12 protein-coding genes are annotated in these 13,598 nt (G+C 36.4%); 7 read left to right on the top strand and 5 right to left on the bottom strand.

What is annotated here, in order from left to right; genetic code table 11:
• Positions 1-146: 146 nt before the first annotated feature.
• The 5 genes from DEU40_RS00895 (at position 147) to sucC (ending at position 4,517) form a co-directional block, all read left to right on the top strand.
• The gene (locus DEU40_RS00895) at positions 147-1,475 is read left to right on the top strand and encodes a hydroxymethylglutaryl-CoA reductase, degradative (protein ID WP_110008103.1); all 1,329 of its coding nucleotides are present in this window, start codon (positions 147-149) and stop codon (positions 1,473-1,475) included.
• Complete coding sequence (locus DEU40_RS22260; protein WP_181397917.1) at positions 1,475-1,642, top strand: hypothetical protein; 168 nt, start codon at positions 1,475-1,477, stop codon at positions 1,640-1,642. The genes DEU40_RS00895 and DEU40_RS22260 overlap by 1 nt, the downstream gene beginning before the upstream one ends.
• On the top strand, positions 1,642-2,730 hold the full coding sequence (locus DEU40_RS00890) for a hypothetical protein (protein ID WP_110008102.1): 1,089 nt from the start codon (positions 1,642-1,644) through the stop codon (positions 2,728-2,730). The genes DEU40_RS22260 and DEU40_RS00890 overlap by 1 nt, the downstream gene beginning before the upstream one ends.
• A gap of 1 nt (position 2,731) precedes the next feature.
• Complete coding sequence (locus tag DEU40_RS00885) at positions 2,732-3,118, top strand: DUF423 domain-containing protein (RefSeq protein WP_110008101.1); 387 nt, start codon at positions 2,732-2,734, stop codon at positions 3,116-3,118.
• 208 nt (positions 3,119-3,326) lie between these two features.
• On the top strand, positions 3,327-4,517 hold the full coding sequence (gene sucC / locus DEU40_RS00880) for an ADP-forming succinate--CoA ligase subunit beta (protein WP_062676270.1): 1,191 nt from the start codon (positions 3,327-3,329) through the stop codon (positions 4,515-4,517).
• A gap of 215 nt (positions 4,518-4,732) precedes the next feature.
• On the opposite strand, the gene DEU40_RS00875 is transcribed toward sucC, so the two are convergent.
• Entirely contained in the window at positions 4,733-5,620 is an 888-nt protein-coding gene (locus tag DEU40_RS00875) for a mechanosensitive ion channel family protein (protein WP_110008100.1), read from the bottom strand.
• Between the two features lie 94 nt (positions 5,621-5,714).
• Between DEU40_RS00875 and DEU40_RS00870 the strand changes: the two genes are divergently transcribed.
• A complete protein-coding gene (locus DEU40_RS00870; RefSeq protein ID WP_110008099.1) occupies positions 5,715-6,350 on the top strand; it encodes a peroxiredoxin in 636 nt (211 codons plus the stop codon).
• A gap of 97 nt (positions 6,351-6,447) precedes the next feature.
• Here the strand turns inward: DEU40_RS00870 and DEU40_RS00865 are convergent, their stop codons facing one another.
• The 3 genes from DEU40_RS00865 to DEU40_RS00855 form a co-directional block, all read right to left on the bottom strand.
• Entirely contained in the window at positions 6,448-7,038 is a 591-nt protein-coding gene (locus tag DEU40_RS00865; protein WP_047435061.1) for an outer membrane beta-barrel protein, read from the bottom strand.
• Positions 7,039-7,300: 262 nt separating this feature from the next.
• Positions 7,301-7,816, bottom strand: coding sequence for a hypothetical protein (locus tag DEU40_RS00860; protein WP_110008098.1), 516 nt, complete (start codon positions 7,814-7,816; stop codon positions 7,301-7,303).
• A gap of 94 nt (positions 7,817-7,910) precedes the next feature.
• A complete protein-coding gene (locus DEU40_RS00855) occupies positions 7,911-10,196 on the bottom strand; it encodes a TonB-dependent siderophore receptor (RefSeq protein ID WP_110008097.1) in 2,286 nt (761 codons plus the stop codon).
• Between the two features lie 181 nt (positions 10,197-10,377).
• On the opposite strand from DEU40_RS00855, the gene DEU40_RS00850 reads away from it, so the two are divergent.
• A complete protein-coding gene (locus DEU40_RS00850; RefSeq protein WP_110008315.1) occupies positions 10,378-11,433 on the top strand; it encodes a Gfo/Idh/MocA family oxidoreductase in 1,056 nt (351 codons plus the stop codon).
• A 166-nt stretch (positions 11,434-11,599) separates the two neighbouring features.
• On the opposite strand, the gene DEU40_RS00845 is transcribed toward DEU40_RS00850, so the two are convergent.
• A complete protein-coding gene (locus DEU40_RS00845) occupies positions 11,600-13,492 on the bottom strand; it encodes an ABC-F family ATP-binding cassette domain-containing protein (RefSeq protein WP_110008096.1) in 1,893 nt (630 codons plus the stop codon).
• Positions 13,493-13,598: the final 106 nt, after the last annotated feature.

Raw genomic sequence — 13,598 nt, 5'->3', positions numbered from 1 at the left:
ATTTGATATGTTTTGTATCTGAATTGTAATTTAATATTGTTCAAAATTAGTTCCAAAATTGATAAAAGTCAACCTTTTTTCATGTAAGTTATCCACAAAAAAGAGTCTCAAAATCATTATATTTACGGCTCATTAAAGTTTATATCATGAATCATAAACCAATCGAAGGTTTTTCCAAGCTTCCAAAGCAGGGGAAAATCGAATGGCTCGTAAACGAATATCTTGAAGGAAACCAGGAATATCAAAATATATTAAAACAATACTGGAATGATGATGCAGATCTTCAGAAACTTCACGAAGAATTTTCTGAAAATACCATCTCCAATTTCTATATGCCGTACGGAATTGCTCCGAACTTTTTAATCGATGGAAAACTGTTGGCACTTCCAATGGCAGTTGAAGAAAGTTCAGTAGTAGCGGCTGCTTCCAAAGCTGCCAAATTCTGGATCGATAAGGGAGGTTTTAAAACAACGATTATCAATACTGAAAAACTGGGGCATACCCACTTTATTTTTAATGTAGAACCTCACAAATTATTACATTTCTTTAATTTCAGTTTAAAGAAAAAATTATTTGAAGCCACAGAAGATATCACCACGAATATGAGAAAACGCGGCGGAGGTATTTTAAACATCAGCCTGGTGGATAAAACAGCAGAAATGCCGAATTACTACCAGTTGAAAGCAAGTTTTGATACTGTGGATTCAATGGGAGCGAACTTTATCAACTCATGTCTTGAGCAGTTCGGAAAGACTTTGAGACAGGAAGTTGCTACCAGCGAAGATTTTACTCAGGAAGAAAAGAATTCACTGCAGATTGTGATGAATATTCTTTCCAACTTTACCCCTGACTGTATTGTGAGAGCTGAGGTTTCGTGTAAAATGGAAGATTTAAAAGATGACAGTGGAATTTCTCCGGAAGAATTTGCTTCTAAATTCAAGCAGGCCGTTACCATTGCAGAAATAGAACCTTACCGTGCGACTACTCATAATAAAGGAGTAATGAATGGAGTAGATGCCGTTGTAATCGCTACCGGAAATGATTTCAGAGCTACGGAAGCCTGCGCACATGCTTATGCTGCGAGAGATGGCCAATACAGATCTTTAACACACTGTACAACAGATAACGGAATTTTCAGATTCTGGATTGATCTTCCTATTTCTGTTGGAGTTGTGGGAGGACTTACCAATCTTCACCCTTTGGTAAAATTCTCACTGGCACTTCTTGGGAAACCTTCCGCACAAGAGCTGATGAGCATCCTGGCAGTTTCAGGACTTGCACAAAACTTTGGGGCTTTACGCTCTCTGGTGACCACAGGAATCCAGAAAGGACATATGAAGATGCACTTATTGAATATTCTGAACCAATTGGGCGCTACTGAAGAAGAAAAACAGCACTTTGTAACGTATTTTAAAGATAAGACGGTGAGCCACCATGAGGTGATCAATGAATTTAACAGAATGAGAGGAAACTAATGCTACAGATCATTTTGCCTATCGTATTCCTTCTTTTTGGATTCTTTCTGAAGAAAACAAACAATGAAGGTTTCAGAAGTTCTAAAAAATTCGCCAATATGTTTATCATACTGGGGATTTCTACACTGGTTGCCAAGTTCATTTTAATGTACTTAAAATCAAAATAGTGAAAAAGGGTATTGTATTTTTCTTACTGATTTCCGGATTAAGTTTTTCGCAGCAGCAAAAAGTGATAATCACTAATCTGCAGCCTAAAACTGAAGATACCGTTTTTCCGGTTGTTTCCTATCCTGAAAATCCACGGGTAGAAAATAAAATCAATACATTTCTGCAGGTGGATCAGCTGGAATATGTTCCCGGATCTGGCGGAAATCCTTTTAAACTGGCTTCTACAGCAACCAATTCCTATTCCAACTATCTTTATTTTTATAGTTGGGATAAAATTGAAACTCCTGAGAATATTCTGAGTATTGCCATTGATGGTGAAGCTTCGGGCGCTTATGCCGAAGGGTTTTTAATCTGGAAAAATTTTGATCTGAGAACAGGAAATTTTATCAATGCTGAAGATTTATTTCAACCTAATTCCGTGAAAATGGTTGAAAGTATCATTCAGAGAAGAGTAAAAAAAAGAATTGCTGACTTTCTGGTCAAACTGAAAGCAGAAAAAAAACCATCTGAGGAAACTGAAGATCAGATCGCTATGTATGAGGACTGTTTTACAGAACATACTTTAGAAGACATCAGATATTTTTTCGGAAAAGATAAACTGACTTTTGTTGCCAGAAGATGCTCCAACCATGCTATGAGAGCTCTGGATGACCTCGACAGTCACGAAATAGAGTTTTCCTACAAAGAACTGGAAAAATATTGGAGCCCTTATGCAAGAAATTTAATTTCCGGTTCTGAAAAAATAGGTGCCACCAGTTTTAGAAATAAGTTGTACAAAGGAAAAATAGATGGCAAATATCCTGTCACTGTTTTTATCAGCCGCTTATATAAAGGAGAAAGTGAAAATGATACAAGCTCCTTTACTGCATTGTATTGGTATGATAAAAATAAAAAGCTGATTCCATGGGACGGTAAAATGAAAGGAAATCATATTTCCATTACTGAGAATGATCATTATGATGAAGCTGTCGGCAAATGGATTCCAAGAGCTTTTGTAGAAGCAGATATGAAAGGAAATACAATTTCAGGAACCTGGCAGGATGATAAAACAAAAAAATATTTAACCCTAGAATTAGAAGAGTTATAAAATGAAAACAATCACATTAATTTTTGGAGCAGTTTACGGAATGGTTTCTGTAATCCTGGGTGCTTTCGGAGCACACGCTTTAAAGAAAATATTAGCTGTGGAAAGACTGGAAAGTTTTGAAACAGGAGTAAGATACCAGATGTATGCAGCTTTTTTCCTGCTGATCATCGGATATATCTTAAAATTTGAAACTTCCGCTGAAAAATGGACTTCCATTTTAATGATTGCAGGAACATTTTTATTCTCAGTAAGTATCTATTTCTTAAGCATGCAGGATTATCTGGGAATGAATCTTAAATTCTTAGGCCCTATCACTCCGCTTGGAGGTCTGATGATGATCTTGAGCTGGGGAATGCTGATCTTATATTTTGCTAAAAACAGAATTTAGGAAATAAAAATTAACAGAAGAAGGCTGCTCATACGAACATTCAACCTGTTCAATCTGAGAAATTAGCGAAAGAATAAGGGAAAACAGGAAGATATGTTAAAAATCAAGTCAGCCAGACTTTAATTTTTAAGTCAATAAACTTGAACTTCCGTGTCTTTTTAGTAAATTTGTCAACCTTTAAATATTAAAATAAAATAATAAAAATAATATGAATCTTCACGAGTATCAATCAAAAGAGATTTTATCAAAGTATGGAGTAGCTATCCAACGTGGTTTCGTTGCAAACAACGTAGATGAAGCTGTAGCTGCTGCTGAAAAACTAACTGCTGAAACTGGCGCTCAAGGGTGGGTAGTAAAAGCTCAGATCCACGCAGGTGGTCGTGGTAAAGGTGGTGGTGTAAAGTTCTCTCCAAACATGGATAAGCTTAAAGAAAACGCTCAGAATATCATCGGAATGCAGTTGATTACTCCACAAACTTCTGCTGAAGGTAAAAAAGTAAATTCTGTTTTGGTTGCAGAGGATGTATATTATCCAGGTGAGTCAGAAACTAAAGAATTTTATGTTTCTATTCTATTAGACAGAGCTGAAGGTAAAAATACAATCGTATATTCTACTGAAGGTGGTATGGATATTGAGCACGTTGCTGAAGTAACTCCTCATTTGATCCACAAAGAAATCATTGATCCTGCTTTAGGTCTTCAGGGATTCCAGGCTAGAAAAATTGCTTTCAACCTAGGTCTTGAAGGAAATGCTTTCAAAGAATTTGTAAAATTCATCGGTTCTCTTTATAATGCTTACACAGGCATTGATGCATCTCTTTTCGAAATCAACCCTGTATTAAAAACTTCTGATAACAAGATTATCGCTGTAGATGCTAAAGTAACTTTGGATGACAACTCATTGTTCCGTCACAAAGACTTAGCTGAACTGAGAGATACAAGAGAAGAAGATCCAATGGATGTAGAAGCTGGTGAAGCTGGTCTTAACTTCGTAAAACTGGATGGTAACGTTGCTTGTATGGTAAACGGAGCTGGTCTTGCAATGGCAACTATGGATATCATCAAATTATCTGGCGGTAACCCTGCAAACTTCCTTGACGTAGGTGGTACTGCAGATGCTCAGAGAGTACAGACTGCTTTCGGAATCATCTTAAGAGATCCAAACGTAAAAGCTATTTTGATCAACATCTTCGGAGGTATCGTAAGATGTGACAGAGTTGCTCAGGGTGTTGTAGATGCTTACAAAGCTATGGGTAGCCTTCCTGTTCCATTGATCGTAAGATTACAGGGAACTAACGCTGTAGAAGCTAAAAAATTAATTGACGAGTCTGGTCTTCCGGTACACTCTGCAATTACTTTAGAAGAAGCTGCAAACAAAGTAAAAGAAGTTTTAGCATAAGCTGAAATTTTTAAATAAAATAGAAAACCGTTCCAATTTTGGAACGGTTTTTTTGTTGGAACGTGAAGGGCACAGTTTTGTAATAACTTCAGCGGAAATGTACTACTGTAAACCTAACAGGTTTCTAAAACCTGTTAGGTTTAAATATCCCCTATCAATCATCATAAAAAAGACCATTTCAATACTCGAAATGGTCTTTTATTTTGTGAATAATTTTACTTATCCTGATGACTTTCCGGCAAGTTAGTCTCTCCACTTGTAATGCTGATGCTCGTTGGCGTTACCAGCTGAATTTTATCCGTATCAAAGCGTTCTTTAATCCCTAAATAAGCCTGGCTTCTTACCTGCGCAAGATTAGCCCCCACTTTTATCCAGAATTTTACCTGAAGATTAAATGCACCTTGCTTCAAATCTGTAAAAATCACTTCTAGAGTGTCCAGCTTATCTACATTATCAAGATTTTTAACCACATCAAGAATTCCTTTCTGTGCTTTGGTAATATCTTCATCAGCCGGAATTTCAAAATTTAAAATAATCCTTCGTTGTGGTGAGGCCGTAATATTGTAAAACGGAGCATTGAAAACAACCTGATTAGGGATATAAGCTTTCTTTCCGTCATCAGTAAGAATTTTTGTAGTGAGAAACCCGATTTCCTGTACTGTTCCTGAGTGGGTTCCGATCGTAATATAATCTCCTACCTTGTAAGCTTTGTCAATTCCAATAAGCATTCCTGAGAAAATACTGGATACCAGATCTTTCAGAGCAACCCCGGCAATAACCCCCGCAACTCCTAAGCTTCCGATAAACTTCCAAAGAAAGCCGCTGAAACCCATTATTTCAAGAGCAATAAAGGTTCCCATCAGCATGATCAAAAATCTGAATACACTGATTAAGGTGACTAATGAACTCTCTTTGCGACTTTTAGGAAAAAATTTATGGAATAATTTTACCGCTGCCTGGCTTAAATATTTGCTGGTAACCAGGAAAAAGGTAAATACTAAAATTCCAACAATCAGCTTGGGTGTAAGTTCAGCGAAGGTGATATACCAATTTTCCAATACCTTGTAAACAAGATCTACATACCTGAGTCCGGTTTTCTCCATGAATAAAATTTTAATTAAAGATATAAATTTTCATCAAAAAATTTGCCAGTTCCAAAAAGTCTACTAAATTTGTAGACTATAAAGAAAGAACATTATGTCAATCAAACTAGGAGATACAGCGCCCAACTTTCAGGCAGAATCATCAGTAGGCGATATCAATTTTTATAATTATCTGGGAGATTCCTGGGGAATTCTGTTTTCGCATCCTGCAGATTATACACCGGTATGCACAACGGAGTTGGGATATACGGCAAAACTTCAGTCTGAGTTTGATGCCAGAGATACAAAAGTAATTGCCCTGAGTGTAGATGGGGTAGAAGATCATCAAAATTGGGTAAAAGATATTAATGAAACTCAGAATACCAATGTAAAGTTTCCTATTATTGCCGATAAAGACAAAAAGGTTTCAGAACTGTATGATTTTATTCATCCCAATGCTTTGGCTACCGCAACAGTACGTTCTCTTCTGATTATTGATCCTTCCAAAAAAGTAAGACTGATTATTACCTATCCGGCCTCTACAGGAAGGAATTTTAACGAGATCCTTAGAGTGCTGGATTCTTTACAGCTGGTAGACAATTACCGTGTGGCTACGCCTGTGAATTGGGAAGTTGGAGAAGATGTTATTGTACCTCCAACCATTTCTACAGAAGATGCCCGGAAAATATTCCCGAAAGGGGTAACGGAAATAAAGCCCTATCTGAGATACACCCCTCAACCTAATACATGATTTATTTGATTTTTTATAGTTTAGTTTTAATTTGTACGAAAAGCGCCCCGGAAATAAATTCCGGGGCGCTTTCATTTTTTTATAAGTATTTCAGTGATTACTTAACGTCGTTGATGATTTGTTTCGCTTTAGACGTTGGAAGATAAATCTGGAATCCTAAACCAAAAGTAATTTTGTTAGTGTATCCACCGCTTCCGAATCCTGCGTTTGCATCATATTTCACTAAACCTTCCAATCCGATGTTTGGAGTGATGAAGTAAGAATAACCAGGTCCGAATCCGAAGTTAAGACCGTTGGAAGAAGAACCTCCTTTAGAGATAGACATTCCTCCAACACCTACATTACCTTCGAAGAACCATCTTCCGTGGTGTAGTAAGTTGTTTACTCCCTGCTCTCCCGGGTTAAGATAGTAACGTCCTAATGCTCCTACATTATATGTAAAAGTAGTGGGTGCATCTTTAGCTCCTTTGAAACCTAAATCTACGTATCCCCCAACTGCGATATTATCTTCGATGAAATAGGCTCCTTTAGGCTGAATTGCAAAGTTGTATCCTGCTCCTTCATTTAAACCAAAATTTGCCCCTACAAGATTACCTCCTACCATCCAATTACCTTTTTGAATCTGAGCGTTGGCAGTTGCTGTTAAGCCTGCTACGGCTAATATTCCTGTTAAAATAAGTTTTTTCATAATTTATTATTTTAATAATTAAATGTTTATTATTCACGAATTATAGAAAAAACAATAAATGTGCCAGACTCTTAATTTTACGTAATTTTTCTAAACAAACGTTAAGATTTTCAATGAGATATAGTTTATTTTTTTAACCTATCGGCTCTATATGTTATGATAATAAAGAAAATAAAATGGTTGTTTTAAGAAAAAAATGATAAAAGTAGATAATATATCATTAATTATATAAAACACTTATTTTTCTTTGCCCATTCGGAATTTAAATAAATAACAGGATCACCGAAATGATCAGACCTGCAATTGTAAATTTGATTCCACGTTTGAATGCTTTGGTCTTGGGATTAAACATCCAGAAACTTGAGATGACGAAAAAGAAAAGAGAAACTCCGAAGAATACGCTTAAAGGAGATATAGCATCTTTCGATTGTGATTTGTGAAGCGAAACCATTTTGTCCAATACGAAAGGAAGTTCCTTTTTGGTATATTTGGCTTTTCCGGTTGCACTGTCATAATTTCCCTGTTTAAAATAAAGAACACTTCCTTCTGTTTTTTCCACTTCCAGGCCTTTCATCTTAAGCTCTTTTTTCAGCTCTTTTTCTGAAAGATTGGCTGCGATATTCTTTTCGTATTTCTTTTCACTTTTCAGGAAATCTGTGTCTCTGTACACCAGAAGAATTCCACTTAACGAATATACCGCCATAATTCCGGCAAGGAAATATCCCAGGTAACGGTGCATAATTCTCATGAAACTTCTTGTGTCTTTAATCTTATCCATATCTTATTTTTTTGTTTTTGTTTAAAATTTCAAAAGTGGAAACTGCAAAAATGCAATTTCCACTTTTAGTGAAATAATTATTATATAAAGAATTCTAGAGTCTGTATGTCAATGTGAAATAGTAATTTCTAGGCGTAATCGGATTCACTGAATAATTCTCGTGAACATTGTAGTTTACAACATCAAACAGGTTGCCCACTTTCCCTTGAATAGAGAATTTTTTCCACTCGTAGCCTACTGACACGGAAACAGTCGTATAATCTTTCAGATCAAACATTCTGCTCACGTTATTTCTGCTTGTGTTTGTAGATTTTGTATCATTCCATCCGGCAATTCTATCCCCGATGTAATAAATTCCAGCTCCGATTTTCAATCCTTTTACGTAGTTTGTAAATTTATAGAAAACAGAAGCATTTGCTGTTGTAGCCGGTGTTCTTACCAGTCTTTGGTTTTCAATATATCCTTTTTCAGGAGTGTCAGTATAAACCGAATTGTTATAAGAAAAACCTCCGATTATAGATAAGTTTTCTGTAGGATTTCCTGTAATGTCCAGTTCCACACCACGGCTTCTCATATTTCCTGCAAATTCTTTAAGATTGGTGTCTGTGGAATTTACCGGTGCCCCGTTTGAAGCAGAAGCAAACCAGTAGGTTTGGTAATAATTATTGTACATAATCTGGTAAGCCGTTAAGTTAACAGCTAAAGCATTGTTCCAGAAATTCTTTTTAATACCGATTTCATATTGATCAACTGTTGAAGGTTTTATACTTTGTCTGGATAAAGTATTTAATTGATTTTGAACATCTGTAACAGGCTGATTGGTATTTACCGTGCCAAATTGATCTGAAGTATACCCTGCATTGGCTGCAAAAGAATTCGTATAAGTTGCGAATACTGAAAGGTTTTCATTTGGAGCATATACCAAACCTACTTTCGGAGAAAATGCATTGTCAGACGTTGACGAATTAGCGACTTCAATTTTATCATTTAATGTAAAGCGGGTCGTCAGCGTAGGCATGTTTTCTATATAAGACCATCTTAAACCTGCAATTACTTTTAATTGTTTTGTTAAGCTGATAAAATCCTGTGCATAGATCCCGATTCTTCTTGTATTGATTCTGTTTCTCGTACTAAGAGTAGAATTCGGCATATCAATACTTCCCCATGTTGATGGATCATCTAGATACAGAAGATTTCTTGGAGCCGCAACAGTATAAGCATAAGCATCTGCCTGGCTGTAATCAGCATCTGCCCCAATTAAAACTTTGTGGCTGATTTTTCCTGTATTGAATTCACCATTGATGTTTACCTGTGCTGAAGTATAATTTTGTTCGTTGTAAGTTCTGCCAAAAGGTCTTTTCCATGACAATCTGTTAGGATCTACAGTGGCATCTTTAGTATCATATATCCATTGTACTCTTTCAGAAGAAAAATAATCTTTCGTATAGTTCTGGTAAGAAGCAATCGCATTTAAAGACCATCTTTCGTTGAACTGATGATTAAAAGTTACATTCGTAGAAGCTTGCTGTACATTTTGATATTGCCAGTCAGTTCCGAAGAAAGTGTTTCTGGAAACAGTATCATTCAATCTATAGCTTTGGTCTTTTTCCGTAATAGAACCAAGCCCGAAATCAGGAGTGAAATTAGTTTTAAGGTAATCCGCTTCCACAATCAATTGTGATTTTGGGCTTAAATTGAAAAGGAAGGATGGATTGAAATAATATTTCTCTGATTCTACAACATCTCTGAAACTTTCAGCATGCTCATAGGCTCCGTTTACTCTGAAAGCAATATTTTTAGATAAAGGACCATAAATATCAACTGTTGGTTTATAAGAATTCCAGCTTCCGCCGTTTAACCCGATACTTCCACCAAAATTGAATTTAGGCTTTTTTGTAATCATATTGATAACACCACCAGCTGCTGTATTTCCAAAAAGCATGGCATTGGCGCCCTTTAAAACTTCTACTCTTTCCAGACCACTTACTTCAGGGAAAACACCGCTGTTTACTCTTGAACCATTTTTAAAAATATTATCATTTCCTAAAATGAAACCACGTCCACCAAAACTATCCTGAGAATTTCCCCTGGATGAAGTGATGTATAATCCGTTTACATTCTGAAGAACATCACTCAGTTGCTTTGCCTGCTGCTGCTCAATGATTTCGTGGGTAACAATAGCAATGGGCTGGGGAGTTTCCATTATCGTCAGATTCGACTTTGTCGATAATGGTCTAGCCTGGTTAGGATTTCCCGTTTTGTGAAGGTTGATATCCTCAATAGTTTGAATTCTGATAGTATCTACTTCAGCATTTTTCATCTGAGAACTCGCTGAAACAGCGATGAATAGAAGACCTAAAGAAAGTAATTGTTTTTTCATTTTATTTTTATGTAGAACAGTTTTAAATAAGGCGCAAATGTAAGTATTTGTTTAGAATAGATAAAAATAATTTTATGATTTAAATCATATTTTTACAGTTGATGAGATGGATTATTTCTATAGCTCCTTTACACTAAGGGATAGAGAATTTTTTATGAATATATTTGTTAAAAAATTATATATGCAATTGGTAAAAGCAGGGCTTTGTGCCTTTGGAATGAGTGGGAAAGTGTTCCATGCTCCCTTTTTAAAGGAGCATCCGGGATTTTTTATCTCTGCTGTGGTGGAAAGAAGCAAGGAAGAATCGAAGGTGAAATATCCTGAGGCAACAATCTATCATTCCGTGGAAGAAATGCTTCAGCAGGCAGATGTAGAATTGGTGATCATCAATACTCCGGTTCAGACCCATTATGAGTACGCCAAAAAAGCACTGGAAGCGGGAAAAAATATTATTGTGGAAAAACCTTTTACAGTAAATGTTTCTGAAGCAGAAGAACTGGTGCAACTGGCTGAAGAAAAAGGTTTGTTTCTGAGTGTATACCAAAACCGAAGATTCGACCGTGACTTTCTGCAGGTTCAAAAAATTCTGAATGATAAGAAAACAGGGAATATTAAAGAAGTTGAAATACGTTTTGACAGATTCCGTACCACGGCCAGTGGAAAGCAGCATAAAGAAAGTCCGGATCAGCAGGGATCAGGATCACTTCATGATCTGGGAGCACATCTTGTCGATCAGGCAGTACAGTACTTTGGGTACCCCGAAAAACTTTTTGCTGACGTATTTTCTATGAAAGGAGCCGAATTCGCTAACGATTATTTTGAAATTCTTTTATTCTATAAAGATAATCTGAGAGTAAGACTGAAATCATCTGTTTTCAGCAAAGAAGGACATTATGCTTATACAATTCATGGAGACAGAGGAACTTTCCTACAGGAAAGAACCGATAATCAGGAAAATGAACTGGTAGCAGGGGCCGTTCCTGAATATGGTAAAGAATGGACGCAGCCTCTGAAAGGGCCGGACGGCATTTTAAACTTACTGAATGATCATTCCGAAACAGAACGAATTCTTACCTCGAGCAAAGCCGGAAATTATATGGATTATTACCAGCAGATTTATGAACACATCGTTTTTGGATATGCCTTACCATCTCCGGGAAAAGAAATTATTCAGAATATGAAAATCATTGATGCTTCTCTTGAAAGTGCAAAAGAAGAAAGAATAATCAAATTATAAATGATGAGTTATGAATTATGAATGAATTCAAAATTTCAGGTTCAAGGTTTAAAGTTTCAGGTTGATTGTAGTTGTGATTAGAAGTTTTCAACTCATTTACACTCAAACCCTAAAACACTCAAACGCTCCGACTCATTCATAATTCATAATTTTTAACTCATAATTCTTAAAGTAGCTCCTGAAGCTCCAGCCATCTCATTTCGTGGTTCTCCAGTTTTTCTGAAACAGTTTCCAGCTCGGAAGAAAGAGTGGCTATCTTTTCATAATCAGCTTCGTTGTTGAGCTTATCCAGAATTTTAGCACGCTGTTCCTCCAGTTCAGGCATTTCTTTTTCAATCGTTTCCAGCTCCCTTTGTTCTTTAAAAGTGAGTTTTCTTTTAGAATTGGAAGACTGGCTACTTTCTGTTGAAGAAACAATTTCTTTTACAGGCTCAGGTTTTACCACAGCATTTTTTTCTAACGCTTCTTCACGGCTTCTGGCTTCTCTGTATTCTGAGAAATTCCCTACAAAATCTCTGATTTTTCCGTTTCCTTCAAAAGCCAGAACATGATCTACAATTCTGTCCATGAAATACCTGTCGTGGGAAACGATAATCAAAGATCCCTGGAATTGCTGAAGAAAGTTTTCAAGAACCGTTAGCGTGGGAAGATCTAAGTCATTCGTAGGTTCATCAAAAATCAGGAAGTTAGGATTCTGATACAAAATATACATTAGGTGAAGTCTTCTCTTTTCACCTCCGGAAAGTTTGGAAATAGGAGAATATTGTGTCTGATCGTCAAATAAAAATAATCTTAAGAACTGTGAGGCGGATAAACTTTTACCATTCGCTAAAGGATAAAATTCTGCAATTTCTTTGATGAAATCAATCACACGTTCATCCTCTTTATAGGTAAGACCTTTTTGCGAGAAGTAACCGAAAGAAATAGTTTCTCCGGTTTCAATTTCTCCTTTATCGGCTTTTTCAAAACCTTGAATAATGTTAAGCAGGGTAGATTTTCCCGCTCCGTTCTTTCCGATGATTCCCACCTTTTCTCCACGTTGAAACTGGTAGCTGAAATCTTTTAACAGAACTTTTGGCCCAAAGCTTTTATCAATATGTTTGAGTTCAAGAATTTTATTTCCCAGACGTTTCATTTCAAAATCAAGCTCCAGCCCGTCTTTTCTGGTGTCGGTTTTGGCCACTTTTTCCGTTTCGTAGAAAGCATCAATTCTGCTTTTTGATTTTGTGGTTCTGGCTTTTGGCTGTCTTCTCATCCATTCCAGTTCCTTTCTGTAAAGGTTATTCGCTTTATCAATCGTAGCATTAAGATTCTCCTCACGAATCATCTTGTTCTCAAGGTAAGTTGCATACGAACCATTGTGAACATACAGATTCTGATCCTCCATTTCCCATATGATATCACAAACACTGTCAAGGAAATATCGGTCGTGGGTTACCAGAAGTAAAGTAATTTTTGCTTTGTTCAGATAATTTTCAAGCCATTCTACCATATCCACATCAAGGTGGTTGGTAGGCTCGTCCATGATAAGAAGGGTATGTCTGTGCTCAGCTCTTGTTTCAGTTAAAAGCTTCGCCAAAGCGACACGTTTGATCTGTCCTCCGGAAAGGGTTCCCATTTTAGCCTCAAGATCTGTAATTTTAAGCTGGGAAAGAATCTGCTTCATTTCATTTTCCAGATCCCAGGCTTTATGAACTTCCATATCCGCTAGTGCTTTCTCGATAAAATCATTATCTGTAGAATGCAGTGATCGATGATAGTTTTTAAGCGCCAGGATAGGCTCGGAATCCAGGGTCATCATAAATTCTTCAATGCTCAGCTTAGGATCATAATCAATCTCCTGATCAAATAATACCACCTGGATATCTTTATTGATGATCGCAGTTCCGCTGTCTGCAATTTCCTTACCCATTAGTATTTTAAGAAGTGTAGATTTTCCACTTCCGTTTTTGGCAACAATAGCTATTTTATCTCCTTCATTGATGTGAAAAGAAATATTTTTAAACAAAACTTTGATGCCGTAAGATTTGGTAAGATTTTCTGCAGAAACGTAATTCATTGGGAATTAATAGTTTGATTTTAAATTTCAATTGAACCGCAAAAATACGAAAATGTAGCCTAAAACTTCCCGGAACCTCTTTTATAAAAATGAATATTTATAATTT

It is taken from the genome of Chryseobacterium sp. AG844 (assembly GCF_003182335.1).
Lineage (GTDB): Bacteria > Bacteroidota > Bacteroidia > Flavobacteriales > Weeksellaceae > Chryseobacterium > Chryseobacterium cupriresistens.
Note: the sequence above shows the minus strand (reverse complement) of the source record. Positions and strands in the feature narration are given on the sequence as shown.